22 protein-coding genes and 1 tRNA gene are annotated in these 22944 nt (G+C 71.3%); 12 read left to right on the plus strand and 11 right to left on the minus strand.

Annotated features, from left to right (window positions below; genetic code table 11):
- The first annotated feature begins 9 nt into the window (after nt 1-9).
- The 8 genes from SALPAC2_RS0121100 (at nt 10) to SALPAC2_RS0121140 (ending at nt 6720) form a co-directional block, all read left to right on the plus strand.
- Complete coding sequence (locus SALPAC2_RS0121100) at nt 10-609, plus strand: hypothetical protein (RefSeq protein ID WP_018218614.1); 600 nt, start codon at nt 10-12, stop codon at nt 607-609.
- The gene (locus SALPAC2_RS0121105; RefSeq protein ID WP_018218615.1) at nt 609-1616 is read left to right on the plus strand and encodes an AAA family ATPase; all 1008 of its coding nucleotides are present in this window, start codon (nt 609-611) and stop codon (nt 1614-1616) included. Before SALPAC2_RS0121100 ends, SALPAC2_RS0121105 begins: the two co-directional genes overlap by 1 nt.
- Complete coding sequence (locus SALPAC2_RS0121110) at nt 1616-3004, plus strand: DUF58 domain-containing protein (RefSeq protein ID WP_018218616.1); 1389 nt, start codon at nt 1616-1618, stop codon at nt 3002-3004. Before SALPAC2_RS0121105 ends, SALPAC2_RS0121110 begins: the two co-directional genes overlap by 1 nt.
- Nucleotides 3005-3074: 70 nt before the next feature.
- Nucleotides 3075-3635 carry a hypothetical protein gene (locus SALPAC2_RS0121115; protein ID WP_018218617.1) on the plus strand — a complete coding sequence of 187 codons (561 nt, stop codon included), beginning with the start codon at nt 3075-3077 and terminating at the stop codon, nt 3633-3635.
- Between the two features lie 98 nt (nt 3636-3733).
- The gene (locus SALPAC2_RS0121120) at nt 3734-5059 is read left to right on the plus strand and encodes an NAD(P)/FAD-dependent oxidoreductase (protein WP_018218618.1); all 1326 of its coding nucleotides are present in this window, start codon (nt 3734-3736) and stop codon (nt 5057-5059) included.
- A 149-nt stretch (nt 5060-5208) separates the two neighbouring features.
- Nucleotides 5209-5289: transfer RNA gene (locus tag SALPAC2_RS0121125), tRNA-Leu, on the plus strand.
- Nucleotides 5290-5415: 126 nt separating this feature from the next.
- Nucleotides 5416-6231, plus strand: a complete 816-nt coding sequence (locus tag SALPAC2_RS0121130) for a Bax inhibitor-1/YccA family protein (protein ID WP_018218619.1) — start codon at nt 5416-5418, stop codon at nt 6229-6231.
- 165 nt (nt 6232-6396) lie between these two features.
- Nucleotides 6397-6720: a hypothetical protein gene (locus tag SALPAC2_RS0121140; protein WP_223874105.1), complete on the plus strand. Its 324-nt coding sequence runs from the start codon at nt 6397-6399 to the stop codon at nt 6718-6720.
- A 134-nt stretch (nt 6721-6854) separates the two neighbouring features.
- Here SALPAC2_RS0121140 and SALPAC2_RS0121145 read toward each other — a convergent pair whose 3' ends face one another.
- The 3 genes from SALPAC2_RS0121145 to SALPAC2_RS0121155 are packed head-to-tail and all read right to left on the minus strand — an operon-like array spanning nt 6855 to nt 10067.
- The gene (locus SALPAC2_RS0121145) at nt 6855-8117 is read right to left on the minus strand and encodes an acetyl-CoA C-acetyltransferase (protein WP_018218622.1); all 1263 of its coding nucleotides are present in this window, start codon (nt 8115-8117) and stop codon (nt 6855-6857) included.
- A gap of 58 nt (nt 8118-8175) precedes the next feature.
- Nucleotides 8176-8985, minus strand: coding sequence for an SGNH/GDSL hydrolase family protein (locus tag SALPAC2_RS0121150; protein ID WP_018218623.1), 810 nt, complete (start codon nt 8983-8985; stop codon nt 8176-8178).
- Nucleotides 8982-10067 carry an SGNH/GDSL hydrolase family protein gene (locus SALPAC2_RS0121155; protein WP_018218624.1) on the minus strand — a complete coding sequence of 362 codons (1086 nt, stop codon included), beginning with the start codon at nt 10065-10067 and terminating at the stop codon, nt 8982-8984. Before SALPAC2_RS0121155 ends, SALPAC2_RS0121150 begins: the two co-directional genes overlap by 4 nt.
- 121 nt (nt 10068-10188) lie before the next feature.
- On the opposite strand from SALPAC2_RS0121155, the gene SALPAC2_RS0121165 reads away from it, so the two are divergent.
- Together SALPAC2_RS0121165 and SALPAC2_RS0121170 are read left to right on the plus strand one after the other, a co-directional pair.
- Complete coding sequence (locus SALPAC2_RS0121165; protein ID WP_018218625.1) at nt 10189-10545, plus strand: DUF1232 domain-containing protein; 357 nt, start codon at nt 10189-10191, stop codon at nt 10543-10545.
- A gap of 82 nt (nt 10546-10627) precedes the next feature.
- A complete protein-coding gene (locus SALPAC2_RS0121170; RefSeq protein ID WP_018218626.1) occupies nt 10628-11998 on the plus strand; it encodes a cystathionine beta-synthase in 1371 nt (456 codons plus the stop codon).
- Between the two features lie 79 nt (nt 11999-12077).
- On the opposite strand, the gene SALPAC2_RS0121175 is transcribed toward SALPAC2_RS0121170, so the two are convergent.
- The 5 genes from SALPAC2_RS0121175 to SALPAC2_RS0121195 form a co-directional block, all read right to left on the minus strand.
- The gene (locus SALPAC2_RS0121175) at nt 12078-12587 is read right to left on the minus strand and encodes a GNAT family N-acetyltransferase (protein ID WP_018218627.1); all 510 of its coding nucleotides are present in this window, start codon (nt 12585-12587) and stop codon (nt 12078-12080) included.
- Nucleotides 12584-13513 carry a ribonuclease Z gene (locus tag SALPAC2_RS0121180; RefSeq protein WP_018218628.1) on the minus strand — a complete coding sequence of 310 codons (930 nt, stop codon included), beginning with the start codon at nt 13511-13513 and terminating at the stop codon, nt 12584-12586. The genes SALPAC2_RS0121175 and SALPAC2_RS0121180 overlap by 4 nt, the downstream gene beginning before the upstream one ends.
- 457 nt (nt 13514-13970) lie before the next feature.
- Complete coding sequence (locus SALPAC2_RS0121185) at nt 13971-15164, minus strand: osmoprotectant NAGGN system M42 family peptidase (protein WP_018218629.1); 1194 nt, start codon at nt 15162-15164, stop codon at nt 13971-13973.
- On the minus strand, nt 15161-17008 hold the full coding sequence (gene ngg / locus SALPAC2_RS0121190; protein WP_018218630.1) for an N-acetylglutaminylglutamine synthetase: 1848 nt from the start codon (nt 17006-17008) through the stop codon (nt 15161-15163). The genes SALPAC2_RS0121185 and ngg overlap by 4 nt, the downstream gene beginning before the upstream one ends.
- A gap of 2 nt (nt 17009-17010) precedes the next feature.
- Entirely contained in the window at nt 17011-18795 is a 1785-nt protein-coding gene (locus SALPAC2_RS0121195) for an N-acetylglutaminylglutamine amidotransferase (protein ID WP_026184979.1), read from the minus strand.
- Between the two features lie 363 nt (nt 18796-19158).
- Here SALPAC2_RS0121195 and SALPAC2_RS0121200 point away from each other — a divergent pair, with 363 nt between their 5' ends.
- Nucleotides 19159-19908: a hypothetical protein gene (locus tag SALPAC2_RS0121200; RefSeq protein WP_018218632.1), complete on the plus strand. Its 750-nt coding sequence runs from the start codon at nt 19159-19161 to the stop codon at nt 19906-19908.
- A 49-nt stretch (nt 19909-19957) separates the two neighbouring features.
- On the opposite strand, the gene SALPAC2_RS0121205 is transcribed toward SALPAC2_RS0121200, so the two are convergent.
- The 3 genes from SALPAC2_RS0121205 to SALPAC2_RS0121215 all read right to left on the minus strand — a co-directional run bounded on the left by SALPAC2_RS0121205 (nt 19958) and on the right by SALPAC2_RS0121215 (nt 21730).
- Complete coding sequence (locus SALPAC2_RS0121205) at nt 19958-20353, minus strand: VOC family protein (protein WP_026184980.1); 396 nt, start codon at nt 20351-20353, stop codon at nt 19958-19960.
- A gap of 200 nt (nt 20354-20553) precedes the next feature.
- The gene (gene msrA / locus SALPAC2_RS0121210; RefSeq protein ID WP_018218634.1) at nt 20554-21222 is read right to left on the minus strand and encodes a peptide-methionine (S)-S-oxide reductase MsrA; all 669 of its coding nucleotides are present in this window, start codon (nt 21220-21222) and stop codon (nt 20554-20556) included.
- A 97-nt stretch (nt 21223-21319) separates the two neighbouring features.
- Entirely contained in the window at nt 21320-21730 is a 411-nt protein-coding gene (locus tag SALPAC2_RS0121215) for an HIT family protein (protein ID WP_018218635.1), read from the minus strand.
- Nucleotides 21731-21787: 57 nt separating this feature from the next.
- Here SALPAC2_RS0121215 and SALPAC2_RS0121220 point away from each other — a divergent pair, with 57 nt between their 5' ends.
- On the plus strand, nt 21788-22930 hold the full coding sequence (locus SALPAC2_RS0121220) for a cystathionine gamma-synthase (RefSeq protein WP_018218636.1): 1143 nt from the start codon (nt 21788-21790) through the stop codon (nt 22928-22930).
- The last annotated feature ends 14 nt before the right edge of the window (nt 22931-22944 follow it).

A 22944-nucleotide genomic window follows, 5' to 3' on the forward strand; every position in this document is an offset into this window, starting at 1 on the left:
GGTGTCGCGGTGAGCGGCACCAGCATCGACGACCTACTCAGCGGCGCGGAGGAGCAGGGCCCGCGGCAGCGCCCACGCCGGGGTTCGGCTCGCGACCGACCGCTGCGGCTGTTGCTGCGTAACCTGGCCGGCGCCGGGGCCGTGCTGGTCGTTGTGATCGCCGGTCTACGGGCGGTCGGGTTCCAAGTGTCGTTGCCGGTATTGGTCGCGGGCGTACTCGCGCTCTTCCTGGTCCGCCACGTTGTTCGGGTGCTCCGTCCACCACCTGCGTCGCCGGCCGTTGACCTGGCCCTGTCCGACCCGGCCGAGCTCCGTGGGAATCGCGGCGACCAACACGACGCGCTGGGTGCGGCGATCAACAGTTGGGAGAGTCCGCTGGACTGGGCGGCCACCCGGGCCAAGCGGTTCAACGGCACCATCCTGCCCCGACTCGGCGAGCTGGCCGACGAACGGATCCGGCTGCGGCACGGGGTGACCCGCGAGTCGGATCCCGCCCGCGCCCGCGTACTGCTCGGTGATCGGCTAGCTACCTTCCTGGAGCACCCGCCTCGCCGCCCGCCGTCGCCGCGCGAGCTCGCGGCGATCGTCGCCGAACTGGAGAAACTGTGATGAACGACGTGGACCGGAAGCTACCCGCCACGGAGGTCGGCCACCTTGCCCACGCGGTGCTGGACGCGGTGGGCGAGGTCGTGGTCGGAAAACGGGAGGCGCTGGAGCTGGTCCTCGCCGGGATTCTGGCCGGCGGGCACGTGTTGCTCGAAGACCTGCCCGGGCTGGGTAAGACGCTGACCGCCCGGTCCTTCGCCCAGGCCCTCGGGCTTGATTTCCGGCGGCTCCAGTTCACGCCGGACCTGCTGCCCGCCGACGTCACCGGCTCCTTTCTCTACAACCAGCGCAGCGGGGACTTCGCGTTCCGCGCCGGGCCGGTCTTCACCAACCTGCTCCTCGCCGACGAGATCAACCGCACTCCGCCGAAGACCCAGTCCGCGCTGCTGGAGGCGATGCAGGAGAAACAGGTCTCGGTGGAGGGCGTCACCTACCGGCTGGATGAGCCGTTCCATGTGCTCGCCACCGCCAACCCGGTCGAGTACGAAGGCACGTACCCGTTGCCCGAGGCCCAGTTGGACCGCTTTCTGCTCCGGGTCTCCTTCGGATATCCCGAGCCCGGCGAGGAGTGGGAGGTGCTGCGCCGCCGGATTTCCCGCCGTCGCGAGGAGGCGGAGATCAAGCCGGTGGTGAACGCCGCGACCCTGCGCGCGATGCAGGCCGCGCTGGAGGACGTGGTGGTGGAGGACTCGATCGGTCAATACCTGGTGGCGCTGACCGCGGCTACCCGGGAGCACCCCTCGGTGCTGGTCGGTGCCTCCCCGCGCGGCTCGCTGGCGCTGCTGCTGCTGTCCCGGGTCCGGGCCGTGATGGCCGGCCGGGACTACGTGGTGCCGGAGGACGTCAAGGAGGTGGCGGTACCGGCGCTGGCGCACCGGATCACGCTCCGTCCGGAGCTGTGGCTGCGTCGGGTCGCTCCGGCAGTCATCGTTGACGAGGTGCTGGCGGACACCCCGGCTCCGGCCAGCGGCGCGCTGCCCAGCTACGCCACCGGCCTACCCGTCCGCTGATGACCTCGCCCACCGTGCCGGCACCACCGGAGCAGACCGGTGGCTGGACGCCGACCTGGGCGTTCGGCCGGGCGGTACTCCTGACCGGTCTGCTTCTGATCGCTGGCGTGCTGCTCGGGCGGGTGGACCTGGTCGTGTTGGCCGCTCCGTTCGCGATCGGCACCGCGTACGCCCTGCGGCGCCGGCCCGCGGCGTCGCCGCTGGTCCAGGTCGCCGCCGAGGGAAACCAGGTGGAGGGGGGCGAGCTCTCCGGGCAGATCACCGTTGGGAATCCGGACCCGGTCGACTATGACCTCGCGTTGCTGCGGAGCCGAGCGTCGCGCTGGTTGCGGGTCGATCGGGTGACCGTCGCCGGTACGGCGGCGAGCCACGCGGCGTCGCGCGGCGGGCAGTCCGTCGTTGACCGTCCCCTGGCGACCGCCGTACCGGCTGGTGCCCTGGTCGAGGTGGAGCTCGCCGGCACCGTGCGTCGCTGGGGACGGCACCCGCTGGGGCCCGTCGGGGTCCAGGCCTACGCCGCGCTCGGCCTACTGGTCTCCCACGCGGTGGTGGCCGAGGCGGTCCCGGTCAGTACCTACCCGGTGACTGACCCCTTCGATGCGGTGGAGGCGATGCCCCGCGCGGCGGGCCTGGTCGGTGCGCACCACTCGCGTCGCCCCGGCGAAGGCGGTGAGCTGGCCGGCGTACGGGTCTTCGGCCCCGGTGACCGGCTGCGGCGGGTGGACTGGCGGGTCTCGCTGCGGGCCCGACAGCTGCACGTCGCGGCCACCCTCTCCGACCGGGACGCCGAGGTGGTGCTGCTGCTCGACGTGCTCGCCGAGGCGGGCCGCTCCGGTGGAGTCGGGGGCACCGCCTCGGTGCTGGACACGACGGTTCGGGCCGCCGCGGCGATCGCGGAACACTATCTGCACCGGGGCGACCGGGTGTCGTTGCTGGAGTACGGTCCGGCCGGCCGTCGGCTACGTGCCGCCACCGGACGCCGCCACTATCTGACAGTGCTGGAGTGGTTGCTCGACGTGCATCCGCAGTCCTCCCCAGATGAGCTGCACGACGCGGGCTTCGGACCGCAGCTGCTCTCCTCGGACGCGTTGGTGGTGGTGCTTACGCCGTTGCTGGATGAACGGTCCGCGCAGATGCTGGCCCGGCTGGCCTGGTCGGGGCGTTTTGTCGTGGCGGTGGACACCCTCCCGGTTGATCTGACCCCGTCGCGGGAGCGGCGGTGGTCGGAGGCGGCACACCGGCTGTGGCGGCTGGATCGGGACACGATGCAGCGCCAGCTGCGGGAGCACGGTGTGCCGGTGGTGCAGTGGGCGGGCGCGGGCAGCCTGGACGAGGTGCTGCGGGACGTGGCTCGGCTGGCGACCGCGCCGAGAGCGGGTGTCCGGTGAACCGGGCCGGCCCGGGCGGAGGCCGGGCGGCGATGAGCGCCGTGGTTGCCCGGGCTGAGGGCGGGCGGCGATGAGCGCCGTCGTCGCCCGGGCCCGCGCGGCCCGGCGCGCGGTGACCCGGATCGCGCTGGCGCCGTTGCTGCTCCGGGCGGGCATCTTCTGCAGTGCGTTGGTCGGGTTGTTGCTCGCGTTACCGGCGGAGGTCCTGCGGGGGCAGCTGCTGGTGGTGGTGCCGGTGGTGGCGCTGCTGCCGGCGATGTGGCCGCGGCGGATCTGGCCGACCGTCGTCGCCCTGCTCACCGTGGGCGGGTGGGTGTTGGCAATCGATGGCTACAACCGGCCGGTCGCGCTCTGGCGGTTGTTTGCCGTGGCGGCGGCGCTCTATCTCAGCCATACCCTGTGCGCGCTGGTGGCCGTGCTGCCGTACGACGCGGTGGTGGATCCGGCCCTGGTGCTGCGCTGGCTGCTCCGGGCGGTCGCCGTGCTGCTCGGTACGGCGGTGCTGGGCGTGCTCCTGGTTGAGCTGGCCGGCGTCGGCGGAGCGCAGGGGCTGCAGGTGGTGACGGTGGCCGGCCTGGTGGTGGCGGTGCTGGTGACCGCGCTGCTGGGGTGGCTACTCCGTCGGCGCTGACGGTGGTATGTCCGGGTTAGGTGGGGTCACTGGTTGTGTTGGGTCACAACCGGCTCCGTAGCCGGGGATTTGCCGGGTCACCGAGGAAAGATAGAGGTGTGAATCCGAAGCGGATCCTTGTGGTGGGTGCCGGACACGTCGGGCTCTACGCGGCGCTGCGGTTGTCGAAGAAGCTCGGCCCGCGGGAGGCCGAGGTTGTCGTGGTCGACCCGCAGCCCCACATGACCTATCAACCATTCCTCCCGGAGGCGGCGGCGGGCAGCATCTCGCCCCGGCACTCCGTGGTGCCGCTGCGGCGGGAGCTGCGCCGCTGCACGGTCGTCGTGGGCGCGGTCACCCGGATCGACCACGCCGCCAAGACCGCCTCGGTCCAGCCGATCGCCGGTCCGACCCGCGAGATCCGGTACGACCAGGTGGTCATCGCCCCCGGTTCGGTCTCCCGGACCCTGCCGATTCCCGGGCTGCACGAGCATGGCATCGGGTTCAAGACCATTGGCGAGGCGATCTACCTGCGCAACCATGTGCTGGATCGGCTCGATGTCGCCGCGGCCACGCCGGATCCGGCGCTGCGCCAGCGGGCTCTGACGTTCGTCTTCGTCGGCGGGGGTTACGCCGGCATCGAGGCGCTCGCCGAGATGGAGGACATGTCCCGGAGCGCGCTGCGGTACTACCCGGAGCTGAACCCGGACGACATGCGGTGGGTGCTCGTCGAGGCGACGCAGCGGGTGCTGCCCGAGGTCGACCCGGACATGGGTGCCTACACGGTGCGGCAGCTCCTCCGGCGCCGGATGGACATTCGGCTGGGTACCCGGCTGGAGTCCTGCGTCGACGGGCTGGTGAAGCTCTCCGACGGCGACAGCTTTCCGGCCGACACGATCGTCTGGACGGCGGGCGTGAAGCCCTCGCCGATGCTGGACGCGACGGATTTCCCCCGCGACGAGCGGGGGCGGATCACCTGTCAGCCCACGCTGCAGGTCGTCGACGGTGATCAGGTGGTGGCGGACGCCTGGAGCGCCGGGGACTGCGCCGCGGTGCCGGATCTGACGGGGGAGCCCGGCAGCTTCTGCTCACCGAGCGCCCAACACGCGGTACGTCAGGCGAACCGGATGGCCGAAAACATCGTCAACGTCATCCGGGGCCGGGCGCCGGTGCCCTACCAGCACCGGCACGCCGGCAGTGTCGCCAGCCTCGGCCTCTACCAGGGCGTCGCGCAGGTCTATGGCATCAAGATGAGGGGCCTGCCCGCCTGGTTCATGCATCGGACGTATCACATGAGCCGGATTCCCTCGCTGAACCGAAAGGTCCGGGTGGTCGCCGACTGGACGTTGGCGTTCTTTCTCCGGCGTGAGGTGGTCGCCCTCGGTCAGCTACATGATCCGCGTGAGGAGTTCGCCGAGGCGTCCCAGCCGGTCAATCCCCGATAGCCGGGGGCGCGGGGCTCGCCCCGGGCCCTGGCGGGGATGCTGGCGGGCCCCGGCGACGCCCGGGCACCTGGGACTGCGGGTACGCCTGCTGGCCAAAGACCGGCTACGGTGGCACTGCACCGTCGCGTGTCGACGTGCCGGTGTCGCCCGCCCGGGTGGTGGAATGGCAGACACGGCCGCCTTAAAAGCGGCTGCCGCAAGGCGTGCGGGTTCGATCCCCGCCCCGGGCACCTGCGGTCAGCCGTCGTCGGAGCGTCGTTCAACGCCGCCCCTGTGCGATCTCCACGAATCCTGTTGGCCGTTTATCCTTGATGCTGCACGTTGACGTGCACCAACCCCCTGAGGGAGGCCTGACAGTGAAGACCTCGAACCCGGTGCTCGCCCGGCTCGGCCAGGCGGCCGAGCGTGAGCGGGCCACCGGGTACGCCCCGACCGGGCCGTACGGACAGCCCGGCTACCCCCAGCAGTACCCGACGCAGGCCGGTTACCCGGCTGCGCCGCCGACCGTCAACACCATGACGGTTGACGACGTGGTGGTGAAGACGGTCAGCCTACTCGGCATCCTCGGCGTGGTCGCCGCTGCCTCGTGGATCATGATCCCGGAGGCGCTGCTCGGCGTTGCGTGGATTGGCGCCGCGATGGTCGGCCTGGTGCTCGGCCTGATCATTTCGTTCTCGAAGATGGCGAACCCGGCGCTGGTCGTCGCGTACGCCGTCGTCGAAGGCGTGCTTGTCGGTGCCGTCAGCAAGTACTTCGAGACGCTCTATGACGGCATCGTGCTCCAAGCGGTGGTTGCCACCTTCGGCGTCTTCTTCCTGATGGCGATGCTCTACCGGGCCAAGGCCATCCGGGCCACCCCGAAGTTCGTCAAGGGCATGGTCGCGGCGATGGCCGGCCTCTTCGCGGTCATCATGATCAACCTGGTGTTGTCGCTCTTCGGCATCAACACCGGGCTCCGCGACGGCAGCCCGCTGGCGATCGGGTTCAGCCTCGTCGTCATCGTCGTGGCGGCGCTCAGCTTCGTGCTGAGCTTCAAGGAGGTCGAGGACGGCGTCCGGATGGGGCTGCCGCAGCGCTACTCCTGGGTCGCCGCCTTCGGCATCCTGGTGAGCCTCATCTGGCTCTACATCGAGATCCTTCGACTGTTGAGCTACTTCCAGGGCGACGACTGATCGGCTCCGACCAACGGCGATGCCCGGCCCGCTCACGCGGCCGGGCATCGCCGTTTTCAATGATCGTGGCTGGCTGCTCCGCGGTGGTTCGCAGCCCGATGGCGACGGGCTGGTCAGTGAGATCGACGAGCAGGCGGCCGAGGTGCCCGGCGTAGACTCGGCCGGGTGGAGCGGGCCGGGGACTTGAGGCGGACGGTGGAGCTGATCGTGCGGCAGGTGGGGCACTGGCAACAGCCACGGTGGTCCGCCAGCGTTGCCGGCGGAGATGTCTCCCGGGCCGAGCTCGTGCACCGGCTCGTGCAGGAGCTCGCGGATCTGGCCGCCGACGCCGAGGGGCGGCCGCGCCGGCCGGTGCCCCGACTTGACCACGATGTTGCCCTGCCGGACCAGCTGCGGGTGGTGGCGGCCGATCTGCTTGCCGCGCGGGCATCGGAGGCGGCGCTGGCGCAGGCCGCCAGCGCGGCCACGGCCACCCGCGCGGCTCTCTGAGCGCCACCCGCGCGGCCCTCTGAGCACCACCCGCGCGGCTACCGGGGACCCGCGCGGCCCCGCCGAGCGCGACCCGCGCGGCCCGCTGCGGGCAACCGCGGAGCCGGCCCGCACCGGGCCGGCTCCCCAAACCCTCAGGTCAGACGTTCGATCACCATGGCCATGCCCTGGCCGCCGCCGACACACATCGTCTCCAGGCCGATCGTCGCGTCGTGCCACTGCAGGGCGTTGAGCAGGGTGCCGGTGATCCGCGCGCCGGTCATGCCGAACGGGTGGCCGACCGCGATGGCGCCGCCCATCACGTTCAGCTTCTCCTCCGCTATGCCCAGCTGCCGGTAGGAGGGGATCACCTGTGCGGCGAAGGCCTCGTTGATCTCCACCAGGTCCACGTCGTCAATGGTCATCCCAGCCCGCTTCAGGGCCTGCTTCGACGCCTCGACCGGGCCGAGCCCCATGATCTCCGGCGAGAGCGCGGTTACGCCGGTCGAGACGATTCGCGCCAGCGGGGTGACGCCGAGTTCACTCGCCCGCTGAGCGCTCATGATCACTACGGCGGCGGCGCCGTCGTTGAGGGGGCAGCAGTTGCCGGCGGTGATCCGGCCGTCGGGTCGGAAGACCGGATCCAGCTGGGCGACGGCGGAGAGCGTGACACCGGGTCGGGGACCGTCGTCGGCGCTGACCACGGTGCCGTCCGGGGTGGTCACCGGGGTGATTTCCCGAGCCCAGAACCCGGCGGCGATCGCCTGCTCGGCGCGGTTCTGACTGCGTACGCCGAACTCGTCCATCTCGGCCCGGGTGACGCCGTGGACCTGGGCCAGGTTCTCCGCGGTCTGCCCCATGGCCAGGTAGATGTCGGGCAGGTCGCCGGTGTCCCGCGGATCCGTCCACACCTCGGCCCCGCCCTTGGCACGTGCCGTCGAACGCTCCCGGGCGGCGCTGAAGCGGGGGTTCTCCCAGCCCCCACCGACCAGCGCCTGTGCCTCCGGCGGCAGACTGTCGGAGGTGCCCCGGGCGTACCGGGAGACGGTCTCGACGCCGGCGGAGACGAAGATGTCACCCTCGCCGGCCCGAATCGCATGCATCGCCATCCGGGTGGTCTGCAGGGACGAGGCGCAGTAGCGGGTCAGCGTGGCTCCGGGCAGGTCGTCGTGGCCCATCAGGGTGGCGACCACGCGGGCCAGGTTGAAGCCCTGCTCACCGCCGGGCAGACCACAGCCCAGGTACAGATCGTCGATCTCGCTCCGGTCGAGCTGGGGGAGCTTGTCGAGGGCGGCCTGCACGATGGTGGCGGTGAGGTCATCCGGGCGGAACTCGCGCAGGGACCCCTTACGGGCCCGGCCGATGGGGGAGCGGGCGGTGGCGACGATGACAGCGTCGCGGGACGACTCAATCGGCATGGACCAAACCTAACCGGTCAGTAACATCTGGCGGAAGCCGTGCCGGGCCCGGGAAATGTCACCGTGGGCTGTGCCGAGCCGCCATCGTTGCGGCAGCGGCCACCGCCGGGAAGAGAGCGTGCGCCCACACCCGGTACCCGTCGGCAGACGGGTGGAAGCCGTCGTGGCAGAACGTGCCGGCGTCGGCCCGGAAGACCGGACCGGCCTCGGTGGCGAGGTCCACCACCGTCCCACCGGCGGTGAGTACCGCGAGGGTCTGGGCCCGCGCCGTCCGCCGTCCGGACCAGCCGACCAGGTGCCGTAGCGGGGGCGCGATCGCGCGTACCGCCCCGAGGTCGGGGCAGGTCCCGACCACGACCTCCACCCGGGCCTCACGGAGCCGGTGCACTGTGGCCCCGAGGCAGGCCGCGACGGCGGTCGACCGACGCAGGGAGGTGGCGTCGTTCGCGCCAATCAGGATCACCGCCACATCGGGTCGTTCCCCGAGCAGTGCCCGAGCGACCTGGGTGGCCAGATCGGTGGAGCGGGAGCCCGATACGGCCACGCTGGAGAGGTGGACCAGCTGCCCGGCCGGCCCCTCAGCGAGCAGGTGGGCGAGCTGCCCACCGACGGTATCCGCCAGCCGGCTGACGCCGACCCCGAGTGCGGACGAGTCCCCGAGCAGCACGAGCCGCAACGGGGGAGCGTCGGCCTGGCCGATCGTGGCCCGCAGGGCCAGCCCCAGCTCGGGTTGGGCATAACGCCGATGGTGGGCGGCGACGGCCTGTCCAGCCAGGAGAGCGGCACCCCCCACCGCCGCGGCGGCGAAGCAGCCGGCCGTGGCCCGCCCGAGCCGGCGGGATAAGCCCGGGCGGAAGTGGCCCGTCACGGTGCTACCGCCCCGCGCTCAATGCTGCGCTCCTGCATGCCATCCCCTCCATCGTGGGGCGGGTCCACGGCCGGGTCGGATTGGGTCACGGCACCGAAGAAGGCCCGTCGGCGCAGCTGCGCCCACCGACCTGCCGGACCGCGGTCGTGGCCCCGAACCTGGGCACCGCTGACCTCGGTCCCCGCGTGCCGCGCCGCCTCCTGGGCGGCCTCCGGCAGCGACCGTACGCCCCGGACCCGCGATGGCGCAGCCCCCCGCTCCGGCCCCGCCCCGAGGGCGGAGAGGACGGTCGGCAGCAGCGCGGCGGCAGCCATCGCGTAGCCCTCCGCCGACGGGTGGAACCGGTCCCAGGCGAACAACCGGGTCGGCTCGGCCGTGAACCGGGGACCGAGCAGGTCGCCGAGGGAGACCGTCGCGCCACCAGCCTCGACCACGGCCACCGTCTGGGCGGCGGCGAGCTGGCGACTCCAGCGGCGGGCCAGCCAGCGCAGTGGCGGCTGGATGGGGCGAATCGCCCCCAGGTCCGGGCAGGTGCCGACGACCACCGCGCAGCCAGCGCCGCGAAGCGTGGTCACCGCCTCGATCAGGTAGCGCACGGCCACGGCGGGCGGGGTGCGGTTGGTGACGTCGTTACCGCCGATCAGGATGACGGCGACATCGGGACGGGCTTCGAGCGCCGCCTCGACCTGGTGGCGCAGGACGGCGGAGAGCGCCCCCACCACGGCGAACCGGTGCAGCCGGACCGGTCGGTGTAGCCGGCGGGAAACCCCGGTGGCGAGCAGCGCCCCCGGTGTTTCGCGGCGGCGGTGCACGCCGTAGCCGGCGGCGCAGGAGTCGCCCAGTACGACCATGGTGACCGGTGGTCCGGGCAGCTTCGCCCCGTAGACTCCATCGCAGCGTGGCGGCGGCGCCTCGGCCGGGGGGATGCTTCGTCGTGCCTGCCGGGCCTGGCCGATCAGGACACCACCGGCGGTCGCCGCGGCGGCGGCCGTGGCGACCGCGCCGAGCACCACCAGCCGGGTGACACGCCAGGCGACCTGCCAGCGTGGACCGGCCGGGACAACGGAATCAGCGACCCCCATGCACCGACATTACGCGAACCCGCCACCGGACGCCGTCGCCCGAGACGGCTCCCCGCTGCCGGGACAGGCCCGGCCCGACTTGTGCCGGGGCGGCACGCTGGTGTGGGGAAGGAGTGAGCAGATGGGGAAGACACTGCACCGGCGGGCGGCGTTCCTCGCGTTGGCCCGGGCGCTCGTGGCCGGCGTACGAGGCGGGCCGGGGCTCGGGGCGCGGGTGGCGGCGCTGCCCCGGATGATCCTGGCGACCGTCCGGGGACGGTATGACGGGGGCCTGCGGCTGGCGCTGATGACCGTCGCCGCGGCCTACATCGTCTCGCCGGTCGACCTGCTGCCGGAGCTTGGGCTGGCGCTGCTCGGGCTGGCCGACGACGCGGTCGTGGTCACCTGGCTCGCCGGGAGCGTACTCGCCGAGACCGAGCGGTTTCTGGAGTGGGAGGCGCGCCGGGCTTCGGTCGTCCCGGGCGAGGTGGCGGGCTGACGGGACGTAGGCTGAGCGCGACATCCGTATTCGTCTGGCCGGCCGCCCATCCGGCGGCACCGGAGGAGAAGGGCACAACCAGGTGCAGTACTACGACAACGTCGTCGAGTTGATCGGCAACACCCCGCTGGTACGCCTGCGCAACGTGACTGAGGGCATCCAGGCCACCGTCCTAGTGAAGGTGGAGTACCTGAACCCCGGCGGGTCGGTCAAGGATCGGATCGCCCTGCGCATGGTGGAGGACGCCGAGCAGGCGGGGATCCTCCGCCCGGGCGGCACGATCGTCGAGCCGACCAGTGGCAACACCGGGGTCGGGCTGGCGCTGGTGGCCCAGCTCAAGGGCTATCGGTGCGTCTTCGTCTGCCCGGACAAGGTCAGCCAGGACAAGCAGGACGTGCTGCGCGCCTACGGCGCCGAGGTGGTCGTCTGTCCGACCGCGGTCGCGCCCGCCGATCCGCGCTCCTACTACAACGTCTCCGATCGTCTGGCCCAGGAGATCCCTGGCGCCTGGAAGCCCAACCAGTACGCCCACCCGGCGAACCCCCGTTCCCACTACGAGACCACCGGTCCGGAGCTGTGGGCGCAGACCGAGGGTCGGATCACCCACTTCGTCACGGGGGTCGGCACCGGTGGCACGATCTCCGGTATCGGCCGCTACCTGAAGGAGGCGTCGGCGGGGCGGGTCAAGGTGATCGGCGCTGACCCGGAGGGGTCGGTCTACTCCGGCGGTACCGGGCGGCCGTACCTGGTCGAGGGGGTCGGTGAGGACTTCTGGCCGGAGACCTACGACCGGGAGATCGCCGACGGGATCGTTGAGGTCTCCGACAAGGCCTCGTTCGAGATGACCCGCCGGCTGGCCCGGACCGAGGGGCTGCTGGTCGGTGGCTCCTGCGGGATGGCGGTCGTCGCGGGGCTGGAGGTGGCCCGCGCGGCCGGTCCGGACGACGTGGTCGTGGTGCTGCTGCCGGACGGGGGGCGCGGCTACCTGTCCAAGATCTTCAACGACTCGTGGATGGCCCGGTACGGCTTCCTGGACAACTCCGGCAACGAGCCGACCATCGCCGAGACCCTCGCCGGCAAGCCGGGTGGGTTGCCGGAGCTGGTGCACGTGCACCCGACCGAGACGGTGCGGGACGCGATCGACTACCTGCGCGAGTACGGCGTCTCCCAGCTGCCGGTGCTGAAGGCTGAACCGCCGGTGGTGACCGGCGAGGTGGCCGGGTCGGTCGCGGAGCGGGACCTGCTCGACGCGCTCTTCACCGGCCAGGCGCAGCTGCACGACACCATCGAGCGGCACATGGCCGCGCCACTGCCGATGATCGGCGGTGGGCAGCCGGTCAGCGAGGCGGTGGCCCTGCTGGAGAAGTCCGACGCCGCTCTGGTGCTGATCGACGGCAAACCGAAGGGGGTTCTCACCCGGCAGGACCTGCTCGCCCACCTCGGTTCCCGCTGACGGACGCTGGATCAACCGGCAGGGCCCCCGCCGACTTGGGCGTGGGCGGGGCCCTGCCGGGCACCTCGCCCGGCCGGAGCTACAACTCCCGCCGGTAGCGGAGCAGCACGGCGGGGGTCGAGCCGATCATTTCCTCCTGGGTGGCGCCGGTTGGCCGCCACCCGTCCCGCTCGTAGAAGCGGCGGGCCGGTCCGTTCTGCCGCAACACCCAGAGGGCCGCGACCCGCCAGCCACGGGAGCGCATCTCGGCCAGGGCGTCGGCCGTCAGCATCCGGCCCAGCCCGCGGCCCCGCTCCGCCGGCTCCAGGTAGACCGCGTGGAGTAGCCCGGTGGCGGGGTCACCCTGGTCGTCCGGGCCGAGGTAACTGAAGCCGACTAGCTGGCCATCCCGTTCCGCCACGGTCAGCACGTGGTCGGCGCGCTCGTGACTCCAGCGTTCTCGCCAGTACTGTCCCAGTGCCGCCGGGGTCGGCTCGGCCAGCGTCTCGGTGCTCACGAAGGGCGCGTAGGCGGCGACTCGGGAACGTTGGTGCAGCGCCCCGACCGCGATCAGGTCGTCTACCGTTCCTGGGCGGAGCGTGACGGTCACTTGGCTGAGGGTACCCGTCGAGGCGGGACCGGCACGGTTGTCAGGTCCTCGGCGACCACCAGATCACCCGCGAAGTGCTCCCGGGCCTCGCCGGCAAAGCGGTCCAGGTCCGGGTAGCGCTGGGAGAAGTGGGTGAGCACGAGGCGGCGTACCCCGCACTCGGTGGCGACCTGCGCCGCCTGCCCCGCGGTCAGGTGCCCAACCTCGGCGGCGAGCGCGGCCTCCGAGGCCAGGAAGGTGGCCTCGATGACCAGGAGGTCGGCGTTGTCGGCGAGGTCGTACACCGCGTCACAGAGGCCGGTGTCCATCACGAACGCGAACCGCTGGCCCGGCCGCGGCGCGCTCATCTGCTCCCGGGTGACCCGCCGTCCCGCCACGTCGAGGTGGCCGACGCGGAGCAGCTCGCCGATGGCCGGGCCGGCGATGCCGTGGGCGGCCAGCCGCTCCGGCAGCATCCGGTGCCCGTCCGGCTCGACCAGCCGATATCCGTACGTCTCGACCGGGTGCCGGAGCCGGCGGGCCTCCAGCGTGCCGCCGCGGATCTCGATCTGCTGCCCGTCGGTGGCGATCGGTACGACGGCCAGCTCGGCGGTCTCGTAGAAACTCGACGCGTGCCGCAGCCGGGCGAAGTACTCTGCACCGCCGGCCGGAAAGTGGACCGCGACCGGGTGCGGCACCCGGTCCAGGGAGAGCCGCTGAATGGTGCCGGGGAGCCCGAGACAGTGGTCGCCGTGGAAGTGCGTGACACAGATCCGGGTCAGGTCGGTGGCGGTGACCGTGCTGTGCAGCAGCTGCCGCTGGCTGCCCTCCCCCGGATCGAAGAGGATCACCTCGTCGTCCCAGCGCAGGACGTACCCGTTGTGGTTTCGGGTGCGGGTCGGCGTCTGGCTGGCCGTCCCGAGTACCACCAGTTCCCGCATCGACATGCCGCCCTCCTGCCGCCCTGGCCGCTGCTGGGGAAAGAACGACCCCCGGGGCTTCCGCGCTGACGCGCGGGCCGGCTGGACTGGGCCGGCACCCCGGGGGTCGGGTGGCTGTCATGGATTCGCCGCACCGCTGCCACACGGTCTCGACGATCTTTCCTGCCCACCCGGTGGGGTGGACGACTGTCGAGGACAGCGGCTAGCGGGCAGCCACCTCACGAGTCCGATTGCTATACAAGTCTGGACCACCTCCTTTCCCGTGTAGCGTCACGCTATCCACAGCGCTGTGCCCGGGGCAACGGATTTCGATCACAAGCGGCCGGAAGGCGGATCGAGTTCGCGGTAGCCGCCGGGTCCGGGGGCGTCCAGGTCCGGGGCCGTCCGGGTCGGGGGCGTCCAGGTCCGGGGCCGTCCGGGTCGGGGGCCGTCCGGCTGCGGGGACGCCGGGCGTCGGGCGTGCTCAGCGGAGGTCGGGCAGGCCGATCGGGCCCTCGCGCGGTCCGTCCTCCTGCGCGGGCTGCACGGCCAGCGACGGGAACTTCGCGAGTTCACCCGCGGGCTCCGCATCCCACTCCGGGAAGACCAGTTCGCTCTGGAGGTAGAGACAGAGCAGCTGGGTCAGGTGGCGCAGCCCGTCCAGGTGGGTGCGCTCATGGCCGTGGGTGGCGTCCACCCCGAACCCGAGCAGCGCCACCCGGGCGTGCGCACCGGCCTCGACCGCCGCCGCGACATCCGAACGGTAGTTGTCGAAGACGTCGCGGACCAGGTCGACGTCGTTCTCGCGGGCGATCGCCGCCAGGTTGCGGGTCAGGTGGTAGTCGAACGGGCCCACCCCGTCGCCCATCGCCAGGGTCGCCGCGTCCTCCCGGGATTGCTGGCCGGGGGCGACCACGGCCGCGTCCACCGAGACGATCTCGGCCACATCCGGATCCAGCCCGTGGGAGGCGCCGTGGCCGATCTCCTCGGTGACCGTGATCAACAGGTGCGCGCTGACCGCCGGGGTGACCCCGGCGTCCACCAACGCCTTGCAGGCGGTCAGCACCGCCGCCACGCCCGCCTTGTCGTCCAGGTGGCGGGACTTCACGTACCCGGCGGGGGTGACCTGCGGGTTCGGTAGGAGCGCCACGAAGTCACCCACGTCGATCCCCAGCGCGCGGAGGCCGGCGGTGTCGTACACCGGTTCGTCCACCCGGACCTCGACCAGCTCCCAGCCGATGCCCTGGGAGTCCACCGCGTCGTTGTAACGGTGCCCACTGGCCTTCAACGGCAGAACCTGACCGGTGACCACCCGATCCAGGTGATCGGTGAAGACCCGTACGTGGGCGCCCTCGGCGAAACGTGCGCTGTGCGTCCCGATCGGCTGCAGCTCCAGCCGCCCGTTCTCCTTGAGCCGCTTCACCATCCCGCCGATGACATCGGTGTGCACCACGATCGCCCGGTCGGCCCCGGTCGTCCGCGGGCCCGGCAGGTAGGCGCTGAGCGCGCCGCGTCGGGTCAGCGTGGACGGGATCCCGAGCGCCGCCAACCGCTCGCCCACGTACTGCTGTACGTGGTCGGTGCGGCCGGCCGGGCTCGGGATCTCCAGTAGCTCCACCAAGACGTGGCGTAGGTAGTCGAGGTCGAGTGGGAGGGGTGCGGGCTGGCTCGGGGTCATACTCCAGAGCTTGCCGCACCCGCCGGGGACCAGAGGCGTTGCGGGGCGCGGGTCCCGGGGAAGAGTAGATCGACGAAGCGTTCGGCGGTCGGCTGCGGCTCGTGGTTGGCCAGGCCGGGTCGCTCGTTCGCCTCGATGAAGACGTGCTCGGCGTTTTCCGCTGCGGGTACCAACAGGTCCAGCCCGGTCACCGGAATGTCCAGTGCCCTACTCGCGGTCACGCACGCCTCGGCGATCTCCGGGTGCAGCTCCGCGGTGACGTCGTGGATCGTGCCACCGGTGTGCAGGTTGGCGGTCCGGCGGACGACCAGCAGCTCGCCCTCCGGCAGGATGCCGGTCAAGGCGTAGCCGGCTTCAGCGACCACCTCGCGGGTCATCTCGTCCAGTGGAATGCGGGACTCGCCGCCGGTCGCGGCGGCCCGACGGCGGCTCTGTCGCCTGATCAGCTCGGCGATGTCGTGCACCCCGTCGCCGATGATCGACGCTGGCCGTCGTACCGCGGCCGCCACCACCTCATGATCGATCATGACGACGCGCAGATCCTCACCGGCGCACAACTCCTCGAGCAGCACCTCCGGGCAGTACCGGGCGGCCAGCTCGACGGCCGTCCGCAGGGCTTCGGCGGTGCGTACGCCGACGGTGATTCCCTTGCCCTGCTCGCCCCGGGCCGGCTTCACGACCAACGCACCGACCTCGGCCAGGAACGCGGTGTCGGCCGCGTCCCCGGTGGCCGTCCGGCCCCGCGGCACGGCGAGCCCGGCCTGGGCGAAGATCCGGCGGGTGACCCGCTTGTCGTCACAGCGGCTCATCGCCACCGCCGAGGTCAGCTCGGAGAGCGACTCGCGGGTGAGGATCGTCCGGCCGCCGCTGGTCAGCCGCAGCTCACCCCAGTTCGGGTCGGTCACCTCCACCCGGATGCCCCGGCGCATCGCCTCGTCCGCGACGATCTGCGCGTACGGGTTGAGCTCGTCGTACCCCTCCGGCATGGCGGGAAGGAAGAGCCGCTCGTTGATCGGGTTCTTCCGCTTCACACAGAGTGCGGTGACGCGGTAGAAACCGAGCCGTTCGTAGAGCCGGATCGCGCCCTCGTTCTCGGCGAGCACCGACAGGTCCACGTACGCCCGCCCCCGGTTGACCAACCGGGCCGCCAGCTCAGTGATGAGCGCCTGGCCGGTGCCGGGCGGTGCGGCGTTGAAGTCCACGGTCAGGCACCAGAGGCTGGAACCGCCGTCCGGGTCGTCGAAGACGGCGACATGGTCCACCCCGGTGATGGTGCCGACGATCTCGCCGGTCGCGTTCTCGGCGACCAGGTGCAGGAAACTGTCGGTGGCGGCGTTGGCGACGAGTACCTCCACCGGCGCGGTCACCATGCTGTTGGCCGCGTAGATCCGATTGACGTCCTCGGCGTCCTGCGCGTCCCGCAGCGGCCGGATCCGCAGGCCGGGGATTTCCGGGGCGGCGAGCCCTTCGCCGTGCAGCGGCAGCCGGAAGGTCAGCGACGGGTCGATGAACAGCTCGTCCGGCAGCCGGGAGACGAGTACGTGCGGATCGTCCAGGTAGATGCAGATGTCCCGGGCGCCGGCCGCCTCCGAGCGCAGCACGTCGGCGACGTCGGCCTGGTCGGCGTAGGTCTGGCCGAACACCAACCGGCCCCAGCCGCAGTCGAGCACGACGCCCGCGGCGGGCGTGTCGTCGACGTGTTCCGCCGCGGGTACGACGGCCGGGCTGGCTGAGGTGGCCGCGGCGGCGACCGGGTCGCCGCCGGGGCCGACCCGCTCGAACCGACGGCTCCGGCCCCGTACCTGATCTGCCAGTGCTACCCCGGTCGCGAGGCTCCCCGACATGGTCAACCGATTCCGTGGTTCTGGAGCCACATTTCCAGGAGTCCGAGTTGCCACAGTTTGTTTCCGTTCAACGGGGTCAGTTCGGCGTTCGGGTCGTCGAGCAGCGCGTTGACGTAGTCGGTGCGGTACAGCCCTCGCCGCCGAGCCTCCGGCGCGGAGAGCGCGTCGCGGACCCGGTCGAGGAGCTTGCCCTCCAGGTGGGTGAGGCCCGGAACCGGGAAGTAGCCCTTCGGCCGGTCGATGACCTCGTGCGGCAGGACCCGCCGGCCGATCTCCTTGAGCACGCCCTTGCCGCCTTGGGCCAGCTTCAGCTCCGGCGGGCAGGTCGCCGCGAGCTCCACGAACTCGTGGTCGAGGAACGGGACCCGGGCCTCCAGCCCGTGTGCCATGGTCATGTTGTCGACCCGCTTCACCGGGTCGTCGGTCAGCATGATCTGCGTGTCGATCCGCAGGCCGGCGTCGACCGCGGTCTGCGCCCCGGCCTGGGCCAGGTGGGCGGCGACGAACTCGCGTGCCGGGTCCCCGTCGGCCAGCCAGGCCGGGTCGAGTACGCGCGCCAGCCCGGCCGCGTCCCGGTCGAAGAACGCCCGGGCGTACGTCTCGAGCGCCTCCTCCCGCGCGACCTGCGCCAGCGGCGGGTACCAGTGGTAGCCGCCCAGGATCTCGTCCGCGCCCTGACCGGACTGGACGACCTTGACGTGTCGGGCCACCTCCTGGCTGAGCAGGTAGAACGCGACGCAGTCATGGCTGACCATCGGCTCGCTCATCGCGGCGACCGCCGCCTCCAGCGGCGGCACCAGGTCCTGCGACGGGACGCGGATCTGGTGGTGGTCAGTGTCGAAGGTCTTCGCCACCAGGTCCGAGTAGCGGAATTCGTCGCCCTCCCGGCCCCCAACCGAGTCGAAGCCGATGGAGAAGGTGGAGAGGCCGCGCTGGCCCTCCCCGGCGAGTAGGGCCACCACCAGGCTCGAGTCCAGGCCGCCGGAGAGCAGCACGCCGACCGGTACGTCGGCGACCATCCGTCGCCGTACGGCGGTGGTCAGCGAGCCCAGCAGGGCGTCCTGCCAGTCCTGGGCCGACCAGCCGGCGCGTTCGGGGTTCCGGGTGAAGGACGGATTCCAGTAGACCCGCTCGTGGCTGCGGCCGTCCGGCTCGTAGACCCGGATGGTGGCCGGGGGGAGCTTGGCCACCCCGCGCAGGATGGTGCGCGGGGGCGGCACGATGCTGTGGAAGCTCAGGTAGTGCGCCAGCGCGACCGGGTCGATCTCGGTGTTGACGCCGCCGCCGGCCAGTAGCGCCGGCAGGGTGCTGGCGAAGCGGACCACGCCCGGCGACTCGGCCAGGTAGAGCGGCTTGATGCCGAGCCGGTCCCGGGCCAGCACGAGCCGGCCGGTGTCCCGCTCGGTGATCGCCACGGCGAACATGCCGACGAGGTGGTCAACGAAGTCAAGGCCCCATTCGGCGTACGCCTTGATCACCACCTCGCTGTCTCCGGAGGAGAAGAAGTGGTGCCCCTTGGCCTGCAGTTCCGTCCGTAGTTCCCGGTAGTTGTAGATGCAGCCGTTGAAGACGCCGGTCAGGCCGGCGGCGGCGTCCACGACGGGTTGGCCGCTGGCGGCCGAGAGGTCGATGATCTTAAGGCGGCGGTGTCCCAGGGCGATCGCTCCCTGTGCCCACACCCCGCTGTCGTCCGGGCCTCGGTCACTCATCGTGGCCGCCATGCGCTCCACCGTGGCCACGTCGGCCCGGGAACCATCACGGCGAAACTCTCCCGCAAGTCCGCACATGTCAGCCCATGCTGCCAGAGGATATTGCGATTAGCCTGTTGAGACCATGACGGTCGTGTAAAAGGGTTGCTAGAATTCCCGTCCTCCACTGCGCAGAGTGACGGTTCATGGGGGCGAGGGTGGCAGTTCGTGTCACGCGCGGTCACTCTGCGAGGATCTGTCGTCGTCACCCGATGTGATGATCGACCCATTTATGGAATCCGATACACCCGGGCGGGTCGTCGGCATAAGTGACCCCCCGTGCTCGCCTCGGCTGGCGGCAGTGGTGGCTGAAGTTGGAAAGATTGGGCTCCTCCGCCAGAGCCGTCACGATCCGACCTGGGGAGGCCGTCGATGGACCATGCTGGGCAATCCAGGCGAAAGTTGGACGTTGGTGCGGGACAGTCGCTCGCTGTCCACCACATCCCCTCCCGGGTCGGTCTGCCGGTCCTAGAGGTCGAGGAGCTGCGGCACAACAAGGGAAACGCCTCGACCTACGGGATCTGGCGGGTGCGGGGGGCGGCCGGTCAAGCCGTGTTGAAGATCTACCGGCCGGGTGCGCCCGGGTACGCCGGCTGCTGGCCAACCTCCACCGAGCCGACGCACTGGAACTACTGGCGGCGGGAGCCGCTGGCCTATGCGGAAGGCCTGACCTCGACTGTCTATGCCGAGGCCGGCGTCAGCGGGCCGGAAATGCTGGAGACCAACGTACGCGCCGACGGCATGGTCGAACTCTGGCTGGAGTACGTCCCCGGCAGCGGTGGTTTCGAATGGGCTCCCAGCCGTATCGCCCGGTTCGCCTACGAACTCGGCGCGGGCCAGGACAGCTTCACCGACGGCCTGATGGATCCGGACCTGCTACCGGAGATCGCGGAGGGCTGTGTCGACGGCTACCTCAAGGGCTTGCGGGACGGTGGCTGGTCGGGCTCCGAGGACGCGGTCCGCGTCGCGGTCGGCGCGTGTGGCGCCGCGAAGTTCAGCTGGTTTGGTCCCGCCGTGCTCGGCCGGGCGGTCAGCAACGACGTCGGGTCGTCGAACTACAGCCAGGACGAGTCCGCCGAACTGGTGGTCAAGCGGGTAGCGGGCCTGGTCACGCTCATCGCCGACTGGGCACGCGTCGCCGGATCGCGCTAGGCCGGTACCACGGGGACCTAGTGGCCGCGGTCGCAGCGCCGGTTCCAGGCTAGGCGGGCTGCTCCGGCTCCAGGAACTCGAGCCGGTTGCCCAGCGGGTCGTGGGCGTAGAACCGACGGTGCCCGGGGAAGTTGTCGTCCCAGTCGACCTCGATCCCATGCTCGCCGAGGCGCTTGGCCAAGGCGTCGATGTCATTCACCAGGATTCCCGGGTGCGCCTTGCGGGCCGGCCGGAAATCCAACTCCACGCCGAGGTGGATCTCGAGCCCGCCGGAGCGGAACCAGCAACCACCGCGGGTGGCGAGGACTGGCGGCTTGGCTAGCTCGGCCATGCCCAGCACACCGCCGTAGAACTCTCGCACGGTCGGCTCCGACTCCGGCGGGATGGCCAACTGCGTGTGGTGCAGCCCGTTCAACCGGTAGCCCTGCTGCCGCTGGTCGCTCACCGACGTACCCCCCACTCGTCGTGACAACGCGCCTTAACGTATCCGCCGGCCGCCGTTCGCGCTGCCCGGGTTCGGTCACAACGGCGCTCTCGCCAGACCGTTCATGCCGTTGCCACGGAGTTGGGCAACCTCAGGGACGCACAGTTGGAATGCAGGCGGGGCCGGGTGGCCGCCGCGGCCCCGCCTGCATTCTTACCTGGTCAGTCCCGGTTCGCCGGTTGCTCGGAAGGGGCGCAGAAGCTGAGCCCGGTCGGGCCGTGGTTGCAGTAGCCGCCGGGATTCTTGGTCGGAGCGAGGTACTGCTGGTGGTAGCTCTCGGCGAGGTAGTAGTTGCCGAGGGGGCTGATCTCCGTGGTGATCTCGCCCTTGCCGGCGCGGGCCACAACCGGTGCGAACGCGTCGCGGGACGCCAGCGCGGTGGTCAGCTGCTCCTCGGTGGTCGTGTAGATCGCCGATCGGTACTGGCTGCCCATGTCGTTGCCCTGCCGCATGCCCTGGGTCGGGTCATGGTTCTCCCAGAAGACCTTCAACAGGTCCTCGTATGTGATCTTCGTCGGGTCGTAGTTGACCTGGACGACCTCGGCGTGCCCGGTCCGGCCGGAGCAGACCTCGTCGTACGACGGGTTCGGCGTGTAGCCGCCCGCGTAGCCCACCGAGGTGGTGCGCACGCCCGGCAGCGTCCAGAACAGCCGCTCGGCGCCCCAGAAACAACCCATCCCGAATACGGCGATCTCGGTTCCCTCGGGGAACGGGCCCGTCAGCGGGGTGCCCAACACCTCGTGCGGGTCGGTGACGGGTGTCGCGACCGGGCGGCCGGGCAGGGCCTCCTCCGGGGTGATCAGCTGGGCCTTCGTACGGCGCAGGAACACGATGGGACTCCTCTCATACCCTTCCCCGGCTGTAACACCGGCCGGCCCGGCTTCCTTACCCGCGCCGACGGCTGCCCTACCCCCGCGATGGTGGCGCTCAGGCGGAATCCGGCAGCGCTGCGCGGATCCGGTCGGCGTGATCGGCCGCCTCGGCGTCATCCCGGTAGCGGGTGCGGGGCCAGAAGAAGCCGCGCAGCCCGTCGCCCCTCGTCCGCGGCACCACATGGGTGTGCAGGTGCGGAACCGATTGCGACACCTTGTTGTTCATCGCCACGAACGTGCCGCCCGCGCCCAGCCCGGCCTCAACCGCGACGGCGAGTCGGCGGACCAACCCGAAGTAGCCCGGCAGCGCCTCCGCCGGCAGGTCCGCCAGCGTGACCAGGTGGGGACGCGGCACCACGAGCAGGTGCCCCTTGAACACCGGCCGGGTGTCCAGGAAGGCCACCCCACCGGGCTCGTCCACGACCCGGAACGCCGGCACCTCGCCCGCCACGATCTCGCAGAACACGCATCCGCTCATCCCTCGGCAGGGTAGCCCAGACCGGGCCCGACTAACGTTCCGGTCATGAGTAACGGCTTCGAGACGCTCGCCATCCACGCCGGCCAGGCCCCGGAGGCCCGCACCGGTGCGGTGATCCCCCCGATTTACCAGACCAGCACGTACGCGCAGGACGCCGTCGGCGCGCCGCGCCAGGGCTACGAGTACAGCCGCTCCGGCAACCCGACCCGGGACGCCCTGCAGGAGTGCCTGGCCGCGCTCGAAGGCGGCACCGTCGGTCTCGCCTTCGCCAGTGGCCTCGCCGCCGAGGACACGCTGCTGCGGGCGGTCTGCACCCCCGGTGACCACGTGGTCATCCCGGACGACGCCTACGGCGGCACCTACCGGCTCTTCGCCCGGGTCACCGAGCGCTGGGGCCTGTCCTACACCCCGGCCCGGGTCTCCGACCCCGACGCGGTACGGGCCGCGATCCGGCCGGGCCAGACGAAGATCGTCTGGGTGGAGACCCCCACCAACCCATTGCTCGGCATCGCCGACATCGCCGCCCTCGCGGCGATCGCCCACGAGGCGGGGGCGTTGCTCGTGGTGGACAACACCTTCGCCTCCCCGTACCTGCAGCAGCCCATCACCTTCGGCGCGGACGTCGTCGTGCACTCGACCACCAAGTACATCGGTGGACACTCCGACGTGGTCGGTGGGGCGCTGGTCGTCGCCGACCCCGAGCTCGGTGCCGAGCTGGGTTATCACCAGAACGCCATGGGTGCGATCAACGGGCCGTTCGACGCCTGGCTCACCCTGCGCGGGATCAAGACCCTCGGCGTACGCATGGATCGGCACTGCGACAACGCCGAGCGGATCGCCACCTTCCTGGACGGGCACCCGTCGGTCGCCTCGGTCAGCTACCCCGGCCTGCCCACCCACCCCGGGTACGAGGTAGCCGTGAAGCAGATGCGGCGCTTCGGCGGGATGGTCTCCTTCCGCGCGGTCGGCGGCGAGGAGCGGGCCGTGGAGATCTGTAACCGGGCGAAGCTGTTCGTGCTCGCCGAGTCGCTCGGCGGGGTGGAGTCCCTGATCGAGCATCCAGGTCGGATGACCCACGCCGGTGCGGCCGGCTCGCCGCTTGAAGTTCCCGGCGATCTCGTGCGACTGTCTGTCGGCATTGAGACGGTAGACGACCTGCTGGCTGATCTGGAGCAGGCGCTGGGCTGATCGCAGGGGCTGGG

This window comes from Salinispora vitiensis (assembly GCF_000378825.1).
Lineage (GTDB): Bacteria > Actinomycetota > Actinomycetes > Mycobacteriales > Micromonosporaceae > Micromonospora > Micromonospora vitiensis.